Consider the following 22,856-nt stretch of genomic DNA (forward strand, 5'->3'; position numbering starts at 1 on the left):
GTGTGTTCTTTTAGCTATTGATATTTAAACATATCCATTCTAAAAACTCGTATTCGATATGATGAATAGGAGATTTTTCCAAATGATGATCGTGCTTCACTCGGCAGATGGTCGAAGCCGAGAATCCACATTTTATATGTGTCACTGCGGAGCATTCTTACCAGTTCGCGAACGCTCGGTAAATTTGCCAGCTCCATATGGGGAATTGCTCGTAGCAAGGCGATCCGACTATACTGGGGAGGTCTGCCCATCTTATTATTTTTCTCAAGGTACTGGAAACGCTGATAGTCAACTGCCTCCAGCATTACGAGACACACGTCAGAAAGAATTTTCTATGTCAATCGAAGCAATAAACGAGCATATACCAGCCTGTAACAACGTTTTTACTATTCATAAAAATGCCAATGGCTGCAATACCCTTATACTTGCTCTCGACTTACGCGAAAGTCACTGCTAATTAGTCTATGACTGGGTAATTAAGTTGAATATTATAAAGGAATCTATATTATTTATATTTACCAATAAAAAATAGAAATATACATTAATCTTTATATTTTCTTATCGTTACGAAAGAAGTTTACGAAATGGTATAAATACTTGAGGCTATTTTAATAGATATGTGTATAGCCTTTTTGGTAATAATCTAAAAAGTGCATATAATAATTTGAGTAAGATGGTTCCTGAAGAGATTAGATATATCTTATTACTCTTCATTCTTTCAAGGTTCATACTTATAATCATCGGTTGTTACTCTCGACTCAGATATTGTGGTAGTGATTTTTTTCACTTTACCGATTTTATATGGCTTAACGTCTGGGGTGTATATGATTCGGGTTGGTATGTGAGTATAGCTAATAATTGGTACTCTAGCCATCTATCTACTTATCCAACAACGTTGAATCAGGGTAATTATGCTTTCTTTCCTCTATACCCTTTACTGATGAAGCTTATAGGAAGTATTATTGGCAGCACATTTATTGCTGGACTTATCATTTCGAATATAACATTATTAATCGCATGCTTTTTCCTCTATAAACTTATCCTCATCGAGAACGACCCGACAATAGCAAAAAAAGCTATAAAATACACTTTTCTTTTCCCTGTAGCATTCATTTATTCTGGGGTATTTACTGAATCACTTTATCTGGCTTTACTTATTATGTGTTTTTACTATGCGAGAAAAGAACAGTGGCATATCGTAGGACTACTCGGCTTATTTCTTTCGCTTACCCGATCACTCGGTGTTTTTGTCATTTTTCCCATGTTGTTAGAGTATCTTGCCATAAGAGATTATAAAGTAACTAAGGTAAAGTCTAATGTATTGTATTTACTACTTATTCCAGTGGGCCTCGCAATTTTCTCGGTATATAACTTTTACTTTACTGGGGATTTTTTTGCTTTTATTCATATACAATCCGCATGGGGCAGGCATCTTGATAATCCGCTAAATTATTTATTACATGGGTTATTTAGTAATCATGCGGAAGAGTTCTTCTGGGCATTCTTTACTGTGGTTTTTACGGTTCTACTGATAGCAGGAAGTAGTTTAATCAGGCCTTCGTATCTTCTTGTAGGTGTATATTCCATTATTATCCCTCTCTCCTCTGGCATAGCATCCATGCCTCGATACTTTTTGGCAGTATTTCCACTCTATATTATCATGGCTAAACTTACAAAAAATAAATACACTGATATGATACTCACCGCATTACTGATTATTGTCCAGTGCTATTTGATGGCATTATGGGCTATAGGCAGCCCATTTGTAATGTAGTATATCGACGGGTTAATAATGATCATGTCATCGAGAAAAACTGTTTAAGATATTTTATCGTCACTCAAAATTGACCTTTCTCTATATACTTACCTTAACGTACTGTATAAGCAAAATATCACAACTATCACCCTCATTACCACAATCTATATTGCAGTTACCAAACTTACAAACTTAGAGCCCGATGTGCTGATACGTCTGTCTTTGAGGTTTATCTTTATGCCAGAAGAAAGTGGTAATTTGCGTAAGTATCGGAATAAAAATCCGCTGCTTCAGATTTTAATAAAAAAGTTTATTAAAAGTATACATGCGTACATATATTCTTTAGATGTAGATTATATCCTTGATGCTGGGTGTGGAGAAGGGATTATAATGAAAAGCCTCCATGGCCGAAATCTCTGTGGCATAGATATCTCCACAAAGGCAATTGCGTTAGCCAAAGAGATGAACCCTGGCTCAAACGTATTTTGTGGAACATTATATTCGCTGCCTTTTAAAGACGAAAGTTTTGATCTTATTTTATCAATCGAAACTCTCGAACATCTGTATGCACCTGAAAATGCACTCCGGGAACTAAAAAGGGTGACTAAAAAGTATTGCATAGTTAGTGTACCTAACGAGCCATTTTTTTGTATGATGAACCTTCTACGGGGGAAAAATATCTCCCGGCTTGGTAATGATGTTGAACATCTTCAGAAATGGGGTCGTACCGATTTGTGTCGTCTTATCGAGCCTTATTTTGAGATCGTCGATGTAAAAACGCCGTTCCCTTGGATCGTTGTGTTATGCAAGAAAAAATAAATGTGTTCTTGGCTTATCTATACTTATTCATGGTTTCTTATTCATGTTTTATTATCCAGTATTTTCTAGGCATCAAATTTACAATCAGTTCACCAATTAATCCTATCGCAACAAACTGCATCCCGATAATGATCATCAGAATCCCTAGATTAAGCAGAGGTCTGTCGCCTATCCTTATTCCATTTAACCACTGGTATACAAGGAACGTTAAAACTGCGCATCCCGTTATACCAAATATTGAGCCGATACCGCCAAAAAAATGTAGGGGCTTCTGACTATATGACATTAGAAATTTAACTGTGATCAGATCTATAAATCCTCTGACGATCCTTTTTGCGCCATATTTTGACTTACCATGAACCCGCTGCCTATGGTTTACTGATATCTCACCTACTTTGTATCCAGCGATACGGGCAAGGGCAGGGATATACCGGTGTAATTCGCCATAGAGGTTTATAGATTTTACAACGCCGCTCCTATAGCCCTTAAAACCACAGTTAAAATCATGTATTTCGACATTAGTTAACCATCTTGTAAGCAAGTTAAATACGCTCGAAGGTAAAGTCTTTGTCAGAGGGTCCTGTCTTTTTTGTTTCCAACCAGACACCATATCATATTGTTTTAAGGCTTCGATAAACCGCGGTATTTCTTTCGGGTCATCTTGTAAATCTCCGTCCATGGTTATAACGATATTACCCTTAGCTAGGGTAAAACCGCAGGAAAGGGCGGCCGCTTTACCATAATTTTTTTGAAGGGATATTACCTGCAACCCGTTATCTACCGTTTTTATTTCGTCTAGTATATCCTTTGTACTGTCCGTAGATCCATCATCGATAAAAATTATTTCGTAACTGACATCAAGTTCTTGGAGGACCGTTTTTATTTCACCATATAGTTCACGGACACTTCCCTCTTCATTTAGCACAGGTACAATTATAGAAATATATGGCGACTCATGCATGCAGGCTATCCTCTTCATATACTACCCTCTGAATCAATTAAAAATTTTCTGAACACGTCTCCAAGCAATTATTTCAAGATATTAGCGATACTATCATCTTTCCAGAGCAAAATTAAACACATTTAAACCTGCCAGCATAATCCTTTTTGCATCATCTGCGTTCCGAATTTTTCCCATCCACTTCATCCAGTAAGCCGGCCTTAAATAAAACGACTGGTATACTCTCTTCAGGTACTTCTCGATATCTTCGTTGCTCAGATCTGTAAAGTATTGGTTATAGTATCCGGACACGTGTACATTAGAAAGTTTTCTATCGCTGCCGTCTCCTATTTCCGGGTGTTCCCTCATGATAATATCAAATAGTTCGGTGCCAGGATAAGGTGTACAAATCGCCATAGTCACCGTTGTAGGGCAGATTTCCTTAATAAACTTAAGCGTTTCATCAATCGTTTCACGGGTTTCCCCTGGGCATCCTATCATCATATGCGCATGAGTATCAATGCCGGCTTCTTTTAATATTTTGAATGTTTTCTTCGTGTTTTCGACCGTGATGCCCTTCTTGATATTATTTAATATCCTTTGTACTCCGGATTCGACTCCGATCTTGATCGTATGGCATCCGGCTTGTTTCATCAATCGGGCTGTCTCATAATCTATGGTGCCTACACGAGCATTAGCTATCCAGCTTAAATTATACTTACGATTGATTAGCTCCTCACAAAATTTTTTATTTCTATCTTTGAAGAATGTAAATGTTTCATCACGGAAAAATATCTCACGATAACCCTGAGAATGGATGATTTCGATCTCGGAGATGATGTTTCCAGTTGATCTGGATCGGATCTTTTTCCCGTAAAACCTTCCGACTGTACAAAAATTACAGCTACCTGGGCATCCTCTCGAGGTCATCATTGTAGCATACGGCATCTTTCGAACTAGCGGGTGGAAATAATCGATAGATTGCGGTAGTAGTGTCCTGTCTGGAAACGGCAATTCGTCCAAGTTTTCTATAAACGGGCGGGATTCATTAATGATCGGTCTACCATTGTAAGTGTACCCTATGCCTTTTACTGATTTCCACCTATCATCTCCTTGCCCAATCTGTTCGACTAACTCTCTTATCGTAATCTCTGGTTCGTTAATTACTGTGACATCGACTGACTCCTCAGATAGGCAATGTCCAGGCATGAAGGTTGGATGTGATCCGAATATAATCGTTGTCAGCAATGGATTAGCTGATTTTAGTTCTTTTAAAATATCTGCATCTTCATGGAAACTCATAGTTGAAGTAGATATAATCAAGCAGTCATAGTTGCAGATTTTACTTTTTACATATTCAAGTGTTCTTCCTTCCCCGATAGCATCCAGCAGTGTCACCTCATGGCCTGCTGACTTCAATACTGTGGCAATATACAGTAGGTTCAGCGGGGGAGTAGATGCTCCCCCAATTCGCTTACCACTACACCAGCACCCATAGATCAAGTCTCTGACGACATTCTTAATGACCCGGCTTGGCGGGTTTAACACCATCACTCTCATATTCTCTTTGTCCTCCTACATGAAGCCACTCAATAATCATCCCAATTAAGCCCAAAAAATATGTGCTGAGTAGTGCGAAAATGATAGAAAATATCACCGCTATTGTCGGATCAACGCTTGTCAGCAGCATAATATACGATCCTTCGCGAAGTCCCCATCCTCCAATCGTTATCGGCACTAAGCTAATAAGCGTCGCCGCAAAAACCGAAAATACGACCAGATCAAATACTATGTTCTGGTTAAGCGAATATAATATAATATAGGCAATTATATCATAACACAACCATACGCCAATGGTAAGTGCTGAGGCAATTACAATCGTCCGGACCGAACCCGCCGCCGTTTGCAGAGATCTGAATCTTTTTACCACGAATCTGTTATATATGGTGTATAATGATATTATGCTTATTACCCCTAGTATTAATGTTATACAAAATGTCACTGTGAGAGAAGTTTTAAAACATATCGCTGTAAAAATGAATATTATTGGTATGACAATATCATACAATCTCTCAAAGAATACACTAATCAAACCTTCAGTTTTTGTCATACCTGTCAGCGATTGCAATTGATAACCGCGGATGAATTCTCCTGCTTTTCCCGGTGTAATAGATCCATAATATTGCCCTATGAAATACAATCGCGTAAGATCAAGATATTTAACTGTGTATGACTGAGATATCATATATTTCCATCGAACTGACCTCAGTAACAACGATACAATCGCTATAAATAGACACAATATTAACAGTTCGTATCTAATTCCCGATACTGCTAATAACAGTTCTTCCACGTTTATGACTTTCACGAATAATACATAAAAAAACAGCAGAGAAATGCTAATTTTTATTATGTTTTTATATTTGGTGAGTAGTTCTGCGCTTTTATGTAACACTCTTTTCCAACCTTAGTATCATTTAAACGTGGCTGACTTCGTGCTTATTATGGTCTTAGAAAGGCCATCATCTAAGCTAATCGAGTTGTGCCACCCGATCGCTTCAATCCTCAATACATTAGCGTACATGTACGGTATCTCAATTTTCCCTGCTCTCATCCGATCCTGATCGCTCACAATCGGTATCGCCGGATCAATCTCATCTCTAATCCTCTGTACAATATCCAATATTTTTGTTTGCTGTCCTGATCCAATATTAAAAATACCTGTTCCCTTTTCGCCTGCTAATAACATCACTCTCACAGCATCCTCAATGTAAAGAAAGTCCCTCGTCGGCTCTGTATTACCCACTTTAATAACACCATTCTCCAGCGCCTGCTTAATCACGCCCGGAATCAGAAACGACGGGTCCTGCCCAGGACCAAAGATGTTGAACGGCCTCAAAATCGCATACTCAATCCCATAGCTATTCCCATAAGCCTGAACGATATTCTCAGCTGCAATCTTACTGGCAGCATACGCCTCTCTCGGCACTACCGGGTGCTTCTCGTCGATAGGCAGGTATTGCGGAACACCATATACATGAGCGCTACTTACATAAACGAACTTTTTCACGCCGGCTTTCCGGGCCTCTTCCAGTACATTGGCAGTACCCATAGCATTTGTTTCAAACGTCCTTATAGGGTTCCTGATCGAGGCATCGACATTAGAAATTGCAGCCAGATGATAGACGATATCTACCTCTTTACAGAGGCCTTCTATCGAGACGGGCTTAGTGATATCTCCTCCAGCCCAGCGGAGGCCTTCTTTCTCCGGGCCTGCTCCGTCCGTGGACAGCGCAGTGACTTCAGCTCCTTCATTCAGCAGGGCATCGACCAGGTAGCGTCCAATGAAGCCTTTCGCACCTGTGACCAGTACTCTCTTTCCGGACCATGACATCTTACGTACACCCGAACCGATCAATTGCTCCGGGGTATCTTGCCCTTCCTCTTCATCTCCCCGGCCACGAGCTCGATATCGCTCTCAACCATCATCTTAACTAGCTCAGGGAACGTGACTTTCGGCTTCCAGCCCAGGACCTTCTTTGCCTTCGAGGCATCCCCCAGTAACAGATCTACTTCAGCCGGCCTCACGAATCTCGGATCTATCTTCACATACTTCTCCCAGTCCAGGCCTGCCGCCCCGAACGCCAGCTCGCAGAACTCCCTGACCGAGTGAGTCTCGCCCGACCCCACGACATAGTCATCAGGCTTCTCCTGCTGGAGCATGAGCCACATCGCCTCTACATAGTCGCCTGCAAAGCCCCAGTCACGCTTGGAGTCCAGATTTCCAAGCCTGAGCTCGTCCTGCAGGCCGTGATAAATTCTCGCCACGCCGTCCGAAATCTTCCTGGTCACGAACTCTATACCGCGGCGGGGAGACTCGTGGTTGAACAGGATGCCGCTGCACGCATACATGCCGAAACTTTCCCTGTAATTAACTGTAATCCAGTGGCCGTAGAGCTTTGCGACTGCATACGGGCTCCTGGGGTAAAACGGAGTTTTTTCATTTTGAGGCGTCGCCTGTACCTTGCCGAACATCTCGCTGGAAGATGCCTGATAAAACTTAGCATCGCTTCCTGTAGTCCTGATCGCCTCGAGAAGCCGGGTCACTCCGATCGCAGTGGTCTCTGCGGTGAAGATCGGCTGGCTCCACGAAGAGCCGACAAATGACTGAGCGGCCAGGTTGTAAATCTCATCAGGCTTCGTCTGCCTGATCGCCGAAACCAGCGAGCTTTCATCGGTCAGGTCCCCCTGCACTAGCTGAATCTTATCAAGGATGTGCTCGATCCTCGCGGTGTTGATCGAACTTGTCCTCCTGACGAGGCCGTGGACTTCGTAACCCTTTGTGAGTAACAGTTCCGCCAGGTATGAGCCGTCCTGACCGGTGATCCCTGTGATGAGCGCGCTCTTCTTGGTCATGGTAATCTCTCGATATCCGCCAAATATGCTTGGAATAAAACAGTAAAGGCTGCAACACAAAATAAGCCTGTCGATTCGCCGTACTGCCCGAAATCGTCTTCTTTATCGTTCATATCGCCTTTATAGCTTAATACAAATACTATTAAATAATACCATTACCTCTATTCTGTATAACTCAGGAAGATTTTAACATGGCTGACATCGAAGGCGTTGTAATAAAAAAGCTCAGGGTAATCCCCGACGAGCGTGGATGGCTTATGGAGATCCTGCGCTGTGATGATCCGATGTTCAAGCAGTTTGGCCAGGTCTATGTGACCACGGCTTATCCCGGCGTCGTAAAAGGCTGGCATTATCACAAGAAACAGACTGACAACTTCACCTGTATCCATGGCATGATGAAGGTCGCGCTCTACGATGCCAGAGAAGGCTCTCCCACCAGGGGTAACCTGATGGAACTCTTCGTTGGCGAGAAGAACCCCATCCTTATCTCGGTCCCTCCCGGAGTCTACCACGGCTTCAAGGGCATCGGCACTGAAACCGCTTACTTCCTGAGCGTGCCGACATTACCCTATAATTATGCTGAGCCGGACGAATACCGCCTGCCCCCGGACTCTAAAGAGATTCCTTACGACTGGGGCTTACTACCTGGCTTAAAACACGGCTAAAGGAGCTATCATGATGAAAAATGTACTGGTTACCGGCGGCTGCGGCTTCATCGGCAGCAACTTCATCCGCCACATGCTCGAAAAACACCCGAATATCAACATTTTGAACCTTGACAAGCTCACATATGCAGGCAACCCTGACAACCTCCGTGATCTCGAGGACCATCCCTGCTACGGGTTCGTGCGGGGCGACATCTGCGATGCCTCCATAGTAAACAACGTCATGAAGAACGTCGACACTGTCGTCCACTTTGCGGCAGAAAGCCACGTCGACCGCTCTATCCTGGATGGTGACGCCTTTGTCACTACTAACGTGCTCGGCACGCATACTCTCCTGAAAGCAGCGCTGGAACATAAGATTAAGCGCTTCATCCACGTGTCCACCGATGAGGTCTACGGCAGCATCATGCAGGGCTCGTTCAAAGAGACCGATATCCTCGAGCCATCCAGCCCGTACTCGGCCAGCAAAGCCGGCTCAGACCTCCTGGCTCTTGCCTATCACAACACTTACAAGCTGCCCGTGATCGTCACCCGGTGTACCAACAACTACGGGCCTTACCAGTTCCCGGAAAAGCTGATCCCCCTGTTTGTCACCAACCTGATGCAGGGCAAGAGAGTACCGGTTTACGGCACCGGGAAGAACATCCGGGACTGGCTGTACGTTCTCGACCACTGCAGCGCCATCGACTTCATCCTGCAGAACGGCACCGATGGTGAGATCTACAATATCGGCGGCGGGGAAGAGAAGACTAACCTGGAGATCACTCGCATGATCCTCAGGCTTCTCGAAAAAGACGAGAGCATGATCGAGTACGTCAGAGACCGGCCTGGCCACGACTTCCGCTATTCGCTGGACATCTCTAAGCTGAAGAGGCTCGGGTGGTCCCCGTCCTACAGGTTCGAGGACGCTCTGGAAGCCACAGTTAAATGGTACGTCGATAACCGCTGGTGGTGGGAAAAATTAAAACGGTAATCGTCGGGGCCGGCGGCATGCTGGGGACAGACCTGCGTGCAGCCTTTCCAGACGCTTTGGCGATAACTCACAAGGATATGGACATTACCGACCGCGAAGCGGTCATGAGAGCCATCCGCAAGGCAGCCCCCGATGCCGTGATCAACGCCGCAGCCTATACCAATGTAGACGGCTGCGAGGACGAGCAGGAAAAAGCTTACGCGATTAACGGACTGGGACCAGCTTACCTGGCTGAAGCGTGTAAAGAAGTCGGAGCGACTCTGGTACACTACAGCACTGATTACGTGTTTGACGGCAGCCGGCCGGAGTACCGGGAGTCAGACGCGACAAACCCTATCAGTGTCTACGGTAAGTCCAAGCTCGCCGGTGAAAAGAACGTCCAGTATAACATGGACGATTACCGTATTGTTCGTACGTCCTGGCTCTTTGGCAGGCACGGGAAAAATTTCGTCGATACGATCCTCTCCCTCTCAAAGCAGATGCCGACGGTCAAAGTGGTGAACGATCAGGTGGGTAAGCCCACCTATACTGTTGATCTGGCAGAAAAGACCAAAGAGCTTATTACGTTACCGGCAGGCATTTATCATATCTCAAACGAAGGCGTATGCTCGTGGTTCGAGTTCGCCTCCGCTTTCATCGATAACGCGGTGCCTTGCACTACGGCCGAATTTCCCCGGAAGGCGAAGCGGCCCAGGTATTCGGTCCTGGTGAATACGAAGACGTCTCCGCTGAGGCACTGGAAAGACGCGTTACGCGATTATCTGTCATGAAAAAGGTGGATTCGAATGAAAGGTATTATTCTTGCAGGTGGCACTGGCTCCCGGCTTTTCCCGCTCACTAAAGTGACTAACAAACACTTACTGCCAGTCTACGACGAGCCGATGATCTACTATCCGCTCAAGACTCTGATCAACGCCGGCATCAAGGATATCATGATCGTCTCCGGCAAGGGCCATGTCGGCCACTTCTTAGAGCTGCTGGGCTCCGGCTCAGAGTTCGGGGTTCGGCTATCCTACGAGATCCAGAAGGAAGCCGGCGGCATCGCACAGGCGCTGAGCCTCTGCGAAAGCTTCGTCAACGGCGACAACATGACCGTCATCCTCGGCGACAACATCTACGAAGATAACGTACGGGAGGCCGTCCAGAGCTTTAGCAAGGGTGCACGGATCTTCCTTAAGCCGGTCCCTGATGCACAGCGTTTCGGTGTAGCTGAGGTAGACCAGAAGACTGGCAAGGTGCTTGGCATTGAGGAAAAGCCGAAGAATCCAAAGTCAGACTATGCTGTCACCGGCCTGTACATCTACGATAGCCGGGTCTTCGACATCGTGAGGAACCTCAAGCCCTCCGGCCGCGGCGAGCTGGAGATCACCGACGTCAACAACAAGTACCTGCATATGGGCGAACTGAGCTACTCGATCCTCGACGGCTACTGGAGTGATGCGGGCACCTTTGAGTCCCTCTACCGCGCGAGCGAGCTTGTCCGGAGGACGAAAGTCAGGGCCCGGGAAGAATAAGCTTCATTTTAATTTTTTATCAGGTTCAGTCAAAATTTGGATTGCTATTTTTTCTTCATTATCCCAAACCGTGTCTTAATTAAATTAACACCCATCGCCGGAATATACTTAAAACTAAACTTGCTCCCCTTATCGTCCTTCCAGACAACCGGCACTTCCCTGATAACACACCCGGCATTCTTCATCCGCCAGAGCAGCTCCACGTCGAACTCGAATCCACTACAAACCATCAGCGGCGCCACTTTCTCGACGTACTCCCTCTTGAAAATCTTCCCGCCGCACTGGGAGTCCTTAATCTTCAACCCGAACAGCAGCCTCGGAAACAGAGTATTAAAAGACTCGCTGGCCAGCCTCCTGATCAGGTACTGGCTCTCCACAATAATCGCCTCTTTCGACTTCCGATCGGCGATCACGCAGCCGGCGCCCGTCTTCTTCATCTCCTCGATCAGCTTGAGGAACTGGTCTACCTTCAGCGAGTTATCCGCATCCGTAAACCCGACAATGTCGCCCCGGGCGACCTTGAACCCCTCAAGCACCCCGCCGCCCTTACCTAACCGGTTCGGGAAAGTCAGAACTTTAGCGTACTTAGCGGCGATCTCCGGCGTCCTGTCCTTGCACCCGTCGCATACGACGATAATCTCAAAATCCCCGGCAGACTTCAAGCCCTCGCTATAGTCTGCGAGAGTCTTCTCGATCCGGTCTTCTTCGTTGTACGCGGGGACGATGACGCTGATCAAAGTGATACCTCGGGTGTGGTGATTATTTTCCTCTCTTCTATTTATAATGATCACTGGCAATACCGTCGCATGCCGGTTTTCCTTCGTAGGCCTGCTCCAGCTTCCCGACGAGCAGATCCCAGTCGTAGGCTGCAGTTGCGGTGACGCACTCCACCGACATCCTGCTCCTCCCCGGCTCATCGTCCAGAAGTGATACGATCGCTTCGGAGATTTCCTTTGCGTCGAGCCTGACCACGAGGCCTGTCTGTCCTTCCGCAATCAGGTCAGTCGCATAGTTCTTCTCGCAGTCTACTGTGATCACCGGCAGGCCGCAGGCCATGGCCTCCAGCGTCGTGATGCTGAACCCCTCCCGGGACGAGGGTAACACGAATAACCGGGCAGCTTTCATCCGGGCCATCAGTTCTCCCTCTTCAAGGAAGCCCGCAAACTCCGTTGTGGCTTCAATTCCGAGCTCTCTGGCCAGCTTCTCAAGGCTGTCTCTCTCCGGCCCGTCTCCCAGGATCGAGAGCCTGATAGGTTTTCCAGCCAGGCTGCAGGCCCGGAGCAGCACGTCTATATGCTTGTCCTTGATGAGCCGGCCGGCGAACAGTACGTCACACTTCTCTGCCGCAGGCGGTATTTCCCGGATGTGCCGATAGGGGATACCGTTGGAAACGACTAAAACTTTCTGGCCGGGCAGTCCCGATGATCTCAGCGCATGAGCAGTCCGGTCCGATACGGCAATTATGCGATCGGGCATCCGGGCACCCCACTTCTCGATCGTTCGCCCCACAAAGCCTTTTACTCCCCATAGGTACTCGTACCAGTAATCCCCCCAGTACTCGTGCCAGGTGGCCAGAAAGCGCTTCCCTTTGATCACAGCTATAGCTTTGCAGACGAACAGCGGAAAATATGGGTGCTGGTTGCAGTCGATCACGTCAAACCGCTCTCTGGCGAGAGGTACAGACAGGCAGATGGCGAACCAGATCGCCTCAAATATCGACCGACGACCGCCGACGTACAGGTCTTTCTTCCCGCAGACGCCGTGATAAGTGATCCCGCCGATATTCTGGACAGCTCCGCCGTCCCACCACTTCACCCCAAAAACGTGTACCTCGTGGCCTCTGGCCACCAGGCGCCGGGCTATCTCGTAAATGCGCTTCTCAGCGCCGCCCTTGACGTACGGGTAGATGACGTCGCTGACGAAGACGATCTTCATCCTCCCGGCTCCTTTACCCTATCGTCTGGACCGCAGCGCTACGAGAATGATGTCGGCCAGCAGCCCGAAAAACACTATCTGCAGCCCTGCGAGGAATAGCATGGTGCCGCCTACTACTGAGGCGAACCTGCTGATGATGCCCGTCTGCAGCCACTCCTGCACGACGAAGGCCCAGGCGATCACGCCGCCGAGCATCAGCAGTCCGCCGATCGGCAGGAAAATGGTGAGCGGGTTGTAGTCCCGGACCATCCGGATAACCAGGCCCAGGATCAGCGATCCGTCTTTGTATGCCTTGAGCTTCGGAACTCCGACGCGCTGCCTGTATCTGATAGGCACTTCTGCGATGCGGATGGACTTTTTCCTTGCGTCAATGATCATCTCGCTGGCGAACGGCATGCCTTCGGATGTGATCTCCATCATTTCCATGGCAGTGCGGCTCATGGCCCTGAAACCTGACTGGGAGTCGCGCAGCCTCAGTTTGTAGAGCACGTTGATCGTAGCGGTGATCAGGCCGTTTCCCATCCTGTTGCGGACGTTCATTGCCCCTTCTTCCATGTGGCCGAACCGGTTGCCAAGGACTATGTCCGCGTAGCCGTCCACGATCGGGTCGATGAGGAGGGGTATTTCGTAAGGATCGTAAGTGTAGTCGCCGTCCATCATGACGACGATATCAGCATCAGGGCTGACGTGCCTGAAACCGAGGAGGTATGCGTTGCCGTAGCCGATCTGTTCCTGGGTGATCACTCTTGCGCCGGCTTTACGTGCTTTCTTGGGCGTATCGTCAGTGGACTTATCCACTACGATGATTTCAGTGACATAGTGTTTCAGCGCCTGCCTGGTCTCGTTCACGACCTTGCTGATGGCGGGCTCATTCATCGTGGGTATGATGACCGATACTTTAATGTCCCTTACCTTGCCTGAATCTTCAGGTTCCGGGTGTACTGTCGTCTGAGTTTGCGACGCCTGCATGCGATCCCTCGGGGCCAGCGGCCATTGCCACGCCTGTATTCAAAAGATGATCAGTGGGCAGCCTATAAACTTTACCCTATAGTATAAAAGGGTTTGTAGGTGTGCTGCGCTAATGGCGATCAGAGTTGTTATGTCAGCTCATCTTCCTCGTACTGCGGACGTTAGCCCTCCGCATGCACTCTGCCGGCTACTTTCGGCTTAGTATTAACAAATTTGTAAGCCATATTTACAGTCTTTTTAAAGAATTAATGCATAATTTGCTTATTTTTTTGAAACAGAAAGTTAATTATCTGGCAATTAGAGATTATCGGTTAAATTTCGTTGGCTCCCATTGGCTGGATATGGGAGGAACAGGATGTATGGGCAATGTTAACCTCTATCATGGCAATAATGACAGGCGGCATAAGCCGTAATGGCGCTGGCAGGATGAATAGCGCCTACTATGAAAAGATCCTTTCCTACATCCCCGATCCTATCATGGTCAGGGATGCAGATCGGAACATCATTTACGCGAACAAAGCTGCTTTTGCGCTTACCGGCAGGGGGGAACACGAAGGGTTCAAGTGCGACCGTTTCATGTGTAACAATATCCCTGCAGGGTACTGCGATTCCAGCTGCCCGATAGAAAAAGCCTACCGCTCCGGCCAGAAAGAAGTGATTCAGGACGTCAAGCTCAAAAATGCCCACGGCGATGTCATGTATGGCCAGCTCACCGCCATCGTGATGACGGATGATAAAGGCAACTTTGTCGGCGGCATGGAGATCATCAGAGACACCACTGCCCAGCGGAAAGAGGAACTTGCTGCCAAAGAGCAGGCCGAGCATATCAGGAATCTCATCAAGGAGATCCCGGCCAGCCTCATCATCTCTGACAACAACCACGTGGTCACCCACGCCAGCAATGGCTTCTCGGCCTTTACCGGCAAGAGCGTCGATGAGATGATCGGCAAGAAGATCAAAGACGTGCTGGGTGTCAAGTCTGATACTGTGCTGGACATCGTCATCGATACTCATAAGAGCGTCCTAAACGAGGAGCGCAAGATACCGACCGGCAAAGGCCAGTTCCAGCCAGTCCTCATCTCCGCTATCCCTGTGAAGGACGCAAAGGGCAACTACATCGGCGGCATCGAGCTCATCCAGAATATTCAGGCTCTCAAGGATAAGGAAAACGAGATCAAGGCCCAGCTTGAGTACAACAGCCGGATGTCCGCCCGGCTCATCAGCGGCATCGAGGCGATCGCCAGCGGCGACCTGAATGTAGTCCTGGCTAAAGAGCGGGACGACGATTTCGGCCGGACCATAGACGCCTATAACCACCTGGTCAACGATCTGAAGGCGCTGATCCTCGAGGTAAAAGCAAACGCCGACGAGACGAGGATTAAGGCTAAGGAAATTGCGGACAGCGCCGAGCAGATGAGCACCAGCATTCAGCAGGTGGCCGCCGCATCCAACGAGATCTCGCAGGGCTCGGAGAACCTCGCCAGGCTGTCTGAAGAGGCATCCCAGAGAGTGAGGGAAACTAACCTGCTCTTCAAGAAGCTCACGGATAACGCCACTAAATCCGCCTCCCTGGCGAACGAAGGGGCAAAGAAAGCCAAGGAAGTGGGCAACGAGGCCGCTAACGTCTCCAGCGGCATGAAGAACATACGCATTGCTGTCAGCGAGACCACCGAGGTCGTCTCAGGCCTTAACAACGCCGTCAAGGAGATCGGAAAAGTCACCGACACGATCAAGAGCATCGCCGACCAGACGAACCTGCTCGCCTTGAACGCCGCCATCGAGGCCGCGAGGGCGGGAGAGCATGGCAGAGGCTTTGCCGTCGTGGCCGAAGAGGTCCGCAAGCTTGCCGACGAGTCCAGAAAGAGCACGGAGCGCATCAACAACCTGATCGAGAATGTGCAGCATGAGACCGACCGGGTCATGCAGTCCATCGACAAGGTCACTGCCGAATCGTCCGAAGGCGAGCAGGTGATCACCGGCGCGATGACGAAGATCCAGGATGTCGTGGCATCGGTCGACCTGATTAACGCTGTTAGCTCGGAGGTCTCGGACGACGTGAAGAAGGGCAGTGCTGCGCTTGATTCTATCGCGAAGAGCATAGAATCGGCCGCTGCTACCGCAGAAGAGACCGCCTCGTCGTCCGAAGAGACGAGCGCCGCCATCGAAGAGCAGACTGCGGCTGTGGAAGAGCTCAACGCCAGCACTCAGGTGCTTAGCGATGTCTCAGAGAATACGTACAAGCTGCTGTCTGAGAAGTTCAAGATCGAGCTGCCGGCGGGCGCCGGCTCTGCCGGATCGCAAAAGAAGCGGATGCATGCTTAAGGGGCTGTTAAACCCCTTTAAGGGGCTGTTAAGCCACTTTAAGGGGCTGTAAAGCCCCTCCACTTTCTTAAAAAGTCTTAAAGCCGAATCAGGCTTCAGATGCTTTTGAGGAAACCCTCAAGGCCAGACCTGTGCCTGTTCTCGTCTCTCGACGCGGCATCGAAGAACGTGGCGGCCTCCTGGTTTCCCTCTTCCCTGGCGATCCTCGCGGCGTCGGCTTTTTCTTTGGTAGCCATAGTCTCGCCCTGGTGCATCATCTCCAGGTTGGCCTTTGTGTCGCCGATCTTGCCCAGCATCGTCGCCACTTCGCAGGCGTGCCCCGCCTCTTCCCAGGCCAGCTGTTTCAGGTACATGGCGATATCCGCCCGGCCTTCCAGCTCTGCTTTCTTCGCCATAGCTAGGTACAGGCCTACTTCCATTGTCTCTCCCTTAAACGTTGCTTCCATAATATTAGTGAGCTTGCTCATGTTACTTTCCTCCCTGTATGGCAGCAGGCGATCTGTCTACCGTCACACTGTGCAAAAACTTCCTCGGAGCGCCGCACTTCCTGCAGAGATGCGGCCTTATTGCAGCCTTGTTTACGAAGCCGCACTTTTCGCATTTGTACTCGTTGAGCATACCTATCACCTGTCTGCGCAAATTCATTCGTATACATACGAATGATTAATGGACTATTGTCTTCTAAGGATATAACTATTTCTATTCACTCGCGTACCCGGGGTATATCCAAAATCCATATATTCTTGAAAAGCTTGAAGTTTAACCAGTATGGACGACTTTACCTCGGCCCTTCGTAGAGGGCTTTCGGGCACCGTGAAAAGCCCGGTGCTTATAGTGGCAGGCCTGCTTTCCGGCCTGGTAATGGCAGTTACCCTGATCCAGTACGGCCCCCTGAACAGCGTCGTCAACTCGACTCAGCCAGATTTAATCGAGACTATCCTCGTCCTCGGAGTTTCCACTGTACTGCCCATGTTCGCCATGCCTTTTATCCTCGGCGGCGCTCTCGGTTGCGCGGTAGCTCAATCTACGGGTGGCAAGGCAAGCTGGGGCCTCTTTTTCGAGACCGGCAGAAAGCACTACCTGAACATGCTGATGGCAGGCATCGCCGCCTGGCTGGTCTACTATTTCCTGTCCCTCCTAATGATAGTCCTTATCATCATGGGCTCCGCATCTCCGCTTTTCATGTTTCTCCTCGTCCTCATCGGCGGCGCCGCCCTGTTCTTCGGCCTCATGTTCATCGAGTTCTACGACATCTCCATCGTGGCCGGCAAAGTGGACTTCATCAGGTCTTTCGGGGAGAGCATCGGCTTTGTCAGAAAACACGTGGCCATCGTCATACCCTTCTTTATCATTGTCGTGGCACTAAAAACGCTGGTGCAGCTGCCGCTGCTGACCGCCTACCTGCTGAAAGGCATCTCCATCATCGCGGCAAACCTCACCTACTACGACAATGGTACGGTTAATTCCACTCTCCTAAACGAGACTGTCAACTCCACCACGGCTGCCCTGCAAACCATCAGCTTCAGCGCCCCATCGCTCCTTGCTATCATGCTGCTGCAGGGGCTGGTACAGTCCATCGTATTCGCCTTCCTCATATCCTGCAAGGCCGAATTCTACCAGTGGGCGAAGAATATTAAGAAGATCACCGACTTCGACTACGACTTCTCTGCCGATCGGCAGTAAGAGTATCGGGGTGGGTTGCGAGCGTGCATTACTGCCCGGGCTTTTTCTTTATTTTTTACCATGCAAACCCTTATATTACCGGTTACAAAACTTATATTCATGGAATTGCAAAAATCTGAACTCGCAGTCATACTCCTGCTTCTGCTCTCCACCCTCGCAGTCGGGTTCGTATACCTGGCAGCAACCCCTTCCTCCCTGATCCCCTCGGCTAAGACCAGCCACGATGGATCTGTGACCATAGAGGGAACACTGCTCCACAAAGAGACCACTTACACGGGCAAGCATGTGCTCATGACGGTCAAAACTATCGACGGCCCAATAGCGGTATTTATCCCTGCCAACAGCGATTGCTATAGCACTGCGTCAAAAGTGGAGCCAGGGGCTATACTTCTCATTACCGGTAAAGAGCAAGAATATAATGGGGAGCCAGAGATCGTGGCGAGTGCGATTCAGATCAAGCTATGATCCTGAGTTCTCGTGGTTTTAGGCGCATAATCCTAGTGGTTTCAGGAGTTCTTTGTGTTTTTTCGTCAATTCGGTGGTCACCTGGGTGCCGTCTTCAAGTTCTATTTTCTTGATCTTTTCCAGTTCGAACAGCAATGAGTCGATAGTGTATTTTTCGTGGAGGCCGGTGTCTTTCATCATACGGAGCAGTCTCATTTTCAGGATGAGGCTCAGGAAATTTACGAACAGGAGTCCTTTAAGCGTGCTCTCTTTCTGTATGTTCAGGGGTCTGGCTTCCAGGTCGTTCTTAAGGATGTCGAATCCTTTTTCGACCAGGTCACGGCTTTTATATGTGCTGAGACATTCATCCCATGACAGGGTATCATTAGTGAAAAGGATGTACAATCCCATCTTGTTTACCCGTTGAGCCACAGCATTCTTCTTAATTTTTACCTGGAACCGTCCCTCAACCAGTTTCCATGTGAAGTATTGCGTGTACCCTGCGCAGGTCTCCTGGAATACGTGGTAGGGTTTCATCCATTTTTTCAGTTCGAAGCGTTCCAGGCGTGCTTTCAGGTCATGCAGCTTCCTGTAGAACGAGTCCTCGTCGCCATGCTCTTTCCGTAGACTATAGTAACAATAGCCTTTCAAACAGTGTTCTCCCACATCCAACTCTACGCTTTTAACGAACAGGGTTTCTTTACCGTACATGTGAAGATTGTTAGGATCATTGATACTACGATGCATCTTGGATACCAGTTGTTTGACAGTTTTCAGTTGATATGTGGCCGGAACCACGAATTTTAAAGTGCTTTTCATGAGCTCGTCGATATTGCCAGTGCTGAAGAACCCCCGGTCAAGAATGAGAGTACAATCCTGAACACCCATCGCCCTCATCTTCTTAACAGTGTTAAGAAGAGTGGACACATCTGTAATACTTCCAGGGTAGACGTCATACAGCAGAGGTATCGTCTTCTCTTTATCTATAACCAGGCCCATGTTCACTTGTCTGATACCAGTATGTTCCCGGTTATACCCATGCTCTAACAACCCGATCTGCCGGGAGTAGCTGGATATGCTGGTAATATCATAGATTAAAGAGCCCTGGGGTGCATCCCTCTCAATCAATCTCCGGGCGAATTTATCTGGTATGCTGCTCTCCCCGATCATAGACAAGAGTTCGCTGATCCGTGGCCCCGAGAGGTCCAGTCCCCATTCATTCTGGAGCCATGTAGTCTCATACCATGACGCTGCCTGGTAGAACGGCAAGGGACGGACCACCCGGTTAAAGCTCAACGCTAAAAGCATTCTGGCCTTCTCATCACTGAGGTACTCGGAGAGGATCTCTTCCAATCCCAGTTTCTTCACCGTATCGAGCAACGGTAAAAACTCACCGTAATGATACGTGTTCCTCGGAGCCTTAACCTTCTTAACCGGTTTACCATCAACGTTTTTACCAAGATAGCGTGAGCGATGCCGGATCTGTTTTTTCTCCTTATCATAGTATGGCGTGTCCTCGTACAGGTACTCCTTACCGTTGATCCGTTTAACCCTCACACTACTCTTCATATGCGCTTATTTAAGCGCATAAAATATTTAAGGATTATGGCACCAGAAACACAAACAGAACCACGATCCCTTCAGATCATGCAGTTAAAAACCAGAGAACTCAGGATGATTAGATTATAGTTGTTATTGTTACTTTTTGAATATTTTCCATTCAATCCTGAGGGGTCTCTGGCCCCTCACTATCCTCTTCTCTGATCTCTTGACCTTGGGATATCCGTATAGAGTCTATTAAAAATTGAAAGTTGGCCCTGTGTGAGTCGAAAATACCGCCAAGACCGCCAGGGTGCCAAGCTCGCCAAGAGATATTTTTCATGGAACGCCAAGATTTTTTGCTATTCTTGGTGATCCTGATCGATAAAGCCCTTGGCGAGCTTGGCTTCTTGGCGAGCTTGGCGGCCTTATAACTATAGTCGATATAACACATTTTTCATAAGACTATAGTAGAGAAACTGGTGTTAGCGGTCGACGGAGGTTTTTCGGGCTTGTCCTGCCCGTCAGGGCAGGATGCTGAGGCGGCGGGGCAATGGACACCTGCCGAAAGGCGGCTACGCGACCGAAGGGTCGAGCGCTTGATGATCGCTTAGCGCTTGCGAAGGAGGTTCGACTGGCGCTGCCGAAGGCGCTGCCAGGTCGGACCTCCGAGGGTGCGAGCGCGGCCCCGACGGCGTAGCACCCGAAAAACCGTAGTAGGGCGCCGTCAGGCGACCGTCGACCCGCTATGGTTTATTATTATGCTGTTTATTGGTTTTATTGTAAGAAGCCGTCAGGCGACCGTCGATCTGTATAAATATTATCTCCATTCAAAGCCCATTCTATATTTAGCGTACGGGGGAACTTTTTGTAAAAAGTTCCCCCTGCGCCCCCTCAAAAACATCACTTTAAAATGCCCTTCGGGCTTGATCGTGTGTCGAGAGTCAGGAAAACCTTTTAAAAAAGGTTTTCCGACAGCCTTTCTAAAACTATTCTATGCGCCGGTCGGGAATTGAACCCGAGTCTATAGCTTGGCAAGCTACAGTGATAACCACTACACTACCGGCGCATTGCGGTATAACGTTTTTTAAGGCACAAAGGCCATTTTTCTAAAATCTAATTTTTTGGTGGTGCGCCGGTCGGGAATTGAACCCGAGTCTATAGCTTGGCAAGCTACAGTGATAACCACTACACTACCGGCGCATCGCATTTCTGTGTGATGCAGAGTCCTAAATGCACTTATCAGATATAATATTTTCGCCCCGGGATCGGACCTCTCAACTCTAAAATGTGCTTACAGGCCTCCGCCTCTGGTCCGGTGTCTGTGCCTGCTGCGGATGGGGGGTGTCTGTGATCTGCTCTTGCTGAACGTGACGTTCAGGAGGAATGGCGTGATGATCGAGGTGGCTATGATGAGGAGTCCCAGTACTGAGAATAGCTGGCTCGTCACGAGGGGCTGGCCTTCTGCCGTGCCGGCGGCGAAGAGCACGGTGGAGCCGATCTGGGCGATCACCAGGGTGTCTTCCCCGACGCAGACTGCCGAGCTGCCGATCTTGCCGGCCTCGAAGGGCTTGAATCCCCCGGCGTAGGCACAGCCTATGATTGCTCCTGCGTACTTGGATACGAGCACGCCTCCCAGGAGCAGCAGGAAGAGCAGGAAGTAGTACGGTATGCCGATTCCCAGCACGTTCAGCGAGGCTCCGCCGAAGATGGCTCCGAAGTCCATCTTCATGCCTATGAAGGCGAAGAAGATGGGGATGAACAGCCCGTAGCCGACTGCCTTGATCTTCGGGGCGATGACGGTCTCTGAGAACGGCGATCCGGCCAGGATGGCGCCCGCGAGGAACGCGCCGATCACGGGCGTAAGCTGGAGCCACTCGCTCAGCCAGGCTACCCCGAAGAGGAGGACCAGCGACAGGGTGATGATCGTGTCGTTCTCGCCTTCTTTGCGGGTGATGCCCAGCATCCAGTTGGCGACTTTGCCCCCGAACTTGATCACAAGGATCATGAAGCCGAGGATGAGGAGGAGCAGCTTGAACGAAGACCAGCCGATCTCCGACAGCAGCTTTCCTAAGTCCGCTCCGCCACCGGCCACCATAGTCGTGTAGACGCCGATGACGGAGAGGAATACAGCCAGGAGCACTATCGAGAAGATGCCGTCGGTCACTTCGACAGCCACGAGGGTTTTGAAGACGTTGGAGAACCGGTCGCCGATGGCTGTCAGGTACCTGAAGCCGATGACGGTGGATGTGGAGGTCAGCGCGATGCCTATGATGCATGCCTGCGCCAGCGAATAGTAGAACTCCTGACCCATGGCCAGGCCTGTGACGAGGGTGAAGAACGCGGCCGTCACGAAGACCAGCGACGCGCCTATCAGGGTGATCGCAGTGGCGCTCCTGGCGTTCGCCTTCATCACAGTCTCGATGTTGATGGACAGGCCCATGATGAACATCATAAACATGACGCCCAGGTTCGCCATGAACTCGAGGTCTGTTTCATATTCGTGTACCATGCCCGGCAGGAGGAGCACCATGACGATGCCCACTGTCAGCTCGCCGATGATGGAGGGGAAGCCTAACCGTTCGGAGATCATCCCCAGGATTTTACCGCCGGCCAGTGCCAGCAGTATCAGCAATAGAAGATCGGTGTCTAACACTTTTTATGCTCCATCCGAGTGCAACCCGCAGGTTGCCACCCTACCCCTTAAACGCAGTATCTAAGCGTTTATCTACAGATGTACTTCCCCACTATTTGTACTTGTCTGTTTTTTACGGCGCTGTAAAATGGGCTATTTTCCGTATAGAGGCCGGATAAGGAGTAAAAAGGCGCCCGATCACTAATCAAGGTTTCTCCGGGCAGGCCCTGACTCCGGTTTAAAAAA

Annotated in this window: 22 protein-coding genes and 2 tRNA genes; 9 read left to right on the top strand and 15 right to left on the bottom strand. The window is 48.9% G+C overall.

The annotated features are described in order from the left end of the window. Positions 1-14: 14 nt before the first annotated feature. Entirely contained in the window at positions 15-305 is a 291-nt protein-coding gene (locus tag RCI_RS17580; protein ID WP_331436966.1) for a transposase, read from the bottom strand. 635 nt (positions 306-940) lie between these two features. Between RCI_RS17580 and RCI_RS12465 the strand changes: the two genes are divergently transcribed. Together RCI_RS12465 and RCI_RS12470 are read left to right on the top strand one after the other, a co-directional pair. Next, positions 941-1,774, top strand: a complete 834-nt coding sequence (locus tag RCI_RS12465; RefSeq protein WP_052309977.1) for a hypothetical protein — start codon at positions 941-943, stop codon at positions 1,772-1,774. A gap of 219 nt (positions 1,775-1,993) precedes the next feature. Continuing rightward, complete coding sequence (locus RCI_RS12470) at positions 1,994-2,575, top strand: class I SAM-dependent methyltransferase (RefSeq protein ID WP_012036811.1); 582 nt, start codon at positions 1,994-1,996, stop codon at positions 2,573-2,575. 37 nt (positions 2,576-2,612) lie between these two features. Here RCI_RS12470 and RCI_RS12475 read toward each other — a convergent pair whose 3' ends face one another. From RCI_RS12475 to gmd, 5 genes are all read right to left on the bottom strand, one after another. Next, positions 2,613-3,554, bottom strand: a complete 942-nt coding sequence (locus RCI_RS12475) for a glycosyltransferase family 2 protein (RefSeq protein ID WP_197535223.1) — start codon at positions 3,552-3,554, stop codon at positions 2,613-2,615. A gap of 75 nt (positions 3,555-3,629) precedes the next feature. Continuing rightward, entirely contained in the window at positions 3,630-5,075 is a 1,446-nt protein-coding gene (locus RCI_RS12480; protein ID WP_012036813.1) for a B12-binding domain-containing radical SAM protein, read from the bottom strand. Beyond that, positions 5,035-5,970, bottom strand: coding sequence for a lysylphosphatidylglycerol synthase transmembrane domain-containing protein (locus RCI_RS17620; protein ID WP_012036814.1), 936 nt, complete (start codon positions 5,968-5,970; stop codon positions 5,035-5,037). Before RCI_RS17620 ends, RCI_RS12480 begins: the two co-directional genes overlap by 41 nt. Before the next feature lie 18 nt (positions 5,971-5,988). Further along, positions 5,989-6,909: an NAD-dependent epimerase/dehydratase family protein gene (locus RCI_RS12490; RefSeq protein ID WP_012036815.1), complete on the bottom strand. Its 921-nt coding sequence runs from the start codon at positions 6,907-6,909 to the stop codon at positions 5,989-5,991. A 20-nt stretch (positions 6,910-6,929) separates the two neighbouring features. Next, complete coding sequence (gene gmd, locus RCI_RS12495; RefSeq protein WP_012036816.1) at positions 6,930-7,931, bottom strand: GDP-mannose 4,6-dehydratase; 1,002 nt, start codon at positions 7,929-7,931, stop codon at positions 6,930-6,932. Between the two features lie 191 nt (positions 7,932-8,122). On the opposite strand from gmd, the gene RCI_RS12500 reads away from it, so the two are divergent. Genes RCI_RS12500 through RCI_RS12515 form a run of 4 tightly spaced genes read left to right on the top strand, consistent with a single transcriptional unit; the run spans position 8,123 to position 11,083 of the window. After that, positions 8,123-8,596: a dTDP-4-dehydrorhamnose 3,5-epimerase family protein gene (locus RCI_RS12500; RefSeq protein WP_012036817.1), complete on the top strand. Its 474-nt coding sequence runs from the start codon at positions 8,123-8,125 to the stop codon at positions 8,594-8,596. 10 nt (positions 8,597-8,606) lie between these two features. Further along, positions 8,607-9,569 (top strand): dTDP-glucose 4,6-dehydratase, encoded by a 963-nt coding sequence (gene rfbB / locus RCI_RS12505; RefSeq protein ID WP_012036818.1) that lies wholly within the window; start codon positions 8,607-8,609, stop codon positions 9,567-9,569. Then, a complete protein-coding gene (gene rfbD, locus RCI_RS12510) occupies positions 9,542-10,339 on the top strand; it encodes a dTDP-4-dehydrorhamnose reductase (RefSeq protein WP_048198580.1) in 798 nt (265 codons plus the stop codon). Before rfbB ends, rfbD begins: the two co-directional genes overlap by 28 nt. Before the next feature lie 15 nt (positions 10,340-10,354). Continuing rightward, positions 10,355-11,083, top strand: coding sequence for a sugar phosphate nucleotidyltransferase (locus RCI_RS12515; protein WP_012036820.1), 729 nt, complete (start codon positions 10,355-10,357; stop codon positions 11,081-11,083). 44 nt (positions 11,084-11,127) lie between these two features. On the opposite strand, the gene RCI_RS12520 is transcribed toward RCI_RS12515, so the two are convergent. Genes RCI_RS12520 through RCI_RS12530 form a run of 3 tightly spaced genes read right to left on the bottom strand, consistent with a single transcriptional unit; the run spans position 11,128 to position 13,987 of the window. Further along, on the bottom strand, positions 11,128-11,820 hold the full coding sequence (locus RCI_RS12520) for a dolichyl-phosphate beta-glucosyltransferase (protein WP_012036821.1): 693 nt from the start codon (positions 11,818-11,820) through the stop codon (positions 11,128-11,130). A gap of 37 nt (positions 11,821-11,857) precedes the next feature. Then, positions 11,858-13,018 (bottom strand): glycosyltransferase family 4 protein, encoded by a 1,161-nt coding sequence (locus RCI_RS12525; protein WP_012036822.1) that lies wholly within the window; start codon positions 13,016-13,018, stop codon positions 11,858-11,860. An 18-nt stretch (positions 13,019-13,036) separates the two neighbouring features. Continuing rightward, complete coding sequence (locus tag RCI_RS12530) at positions 13,037-13,987, bottom strand: glycosyltransferase (RefSeq protein WP_012036823.1); 951 nt, start codon at positions 13,985-13,987, stop codon at positions 13,037-13,039. Positions 13,988-14,353: 366 nt separating this feature from the next. Between RCI_RS12530 and RCI_RS15950 the strand changes: the two genes are divergently transcribed. After that, a complete protein-coding gene (locus RCI_RS15950) occupies positions 14,354-16,309 on the top strand; it encodes a methyl-accepting chemotaxis protein (protein ID WP_081477344.1) in 1,956 nt (651 codons plus the stop codon). 95 nt (positions 16,310-16,404) lie between these two features. Here RCI_RS15950 and RCI_RS12540 read toward each other — a convergent pair whose 3' ends face one another. Together RCI_RS12540 and RCI_RS17075 are read right to left on the bottom strand one after the other, a co-directional pair. Then, the gene (locus tag RCI_RS12540) at positions 16,405-16,776 is read right to left on the bottom strand and encodes a ferritin family protein (RefSeq protein ID WP_012036825.1); all 372 of its coding nucleotides are present in this window, start codon (positions 16,774-16,776) and stop codon (positions 16,405-16,407) included. A 1-nt stretch (position 16,777) separates the two neighbouring features. Continuing rightward, a complete protein-coding gene (locus RCI_RS17075) occupies positions 16,778-16,927 on the bottom strand; it encodes a hypothetical protein (protein WP_158308916.1) in 150 nt (49 codons plus the stop codon). Positions 16,928-17,077: 150 nt separating this feature from the next. Between RCI_RS17075 and RCI_RS12545 the strand changes: the two genes are divergently transcribed. Together RCI_RS12545 and RCI_RS12550 are read left to right on the top strand one after the other, a co-directional pair. After that, positions 17,078-17,992, top strand: a complete 915-nt coding sequence (locus tag RCI_RS12545; protein WP_012036826.1) for a DUF7847 domain-containing protein — start codon at positions 17,078-17,080, stop codon at positions 17,990-17,992. 99 nt (positions 17,993-18,091) lie between these two features. Beyond that, a complete protein-coding gene (locus RCI_RS12550) occupies positions 18,092-18,457 on the top strand; it encodes an OB-fold nucleic acid binding domain-containing protein (protein ID WP_012036827.1) in 366 nt (121 codons plus the stop codon). Between the two features lie 18 nt (positions 18,458-18,475). On the opposite strand, the gene RCI_RS12555 is transcribed toward RCI_RS12550, so the two are convergent. The 4 genes from RCI_RS12555 to RCI_RS12570 all read right to left on the bottom strand — a co-directional run bounded on the left by RCI_RS12555 (position 18,476) and on the right by RCI_RS12570 (position 22,631). Next, positions 18,476-20,005, bottom strand: coding sequence for an IS1634 family transposase (locus RCI_RS12555; protein WP_012036828.1), 1,530 nt, complete (start codon positions 20,003-20,005; stop codon positions 18,476-18,478). A gap of 967 nt (positions 20,006-20,972) precedes the next feature. Beyond that, positions 20,973-21,044 (bottom strand) — tRNA-Gly (locus RCI_RS12560). Positions 21,045-21,103: 59 nt separating this feature from the next. Then, positions 21,104-21,178, bottom strand: a tRNA-Gly gene (locus RCI_RS12565). Positions 21,179-21,269: 91 nt separating this feature from the next. Then, positions 21,270-22,631 (bottom strand): cation:proton antiporter, encoded by a 1,362-nt coding sequence (locus tag RCI_RS12570; RefSeq protein WP_012036829.1) that lies wholly within the window; start codon positions 22,629-22,631, stop codon positions 21,270-21,272. Positions 22,632-22,856: the final 225 nt, after the last annotated feature.

The organism is Methanocella arvoryzae MRE50, assembly GCF_000063445.1.
In the GTDB taxonomy this organism is placed as follows: Archaea; Halobacteriota; Methanocellia; order Methanocellales; family Methanocellaceae; genus Methanocella_A; species Methanocella_A arvoryzae.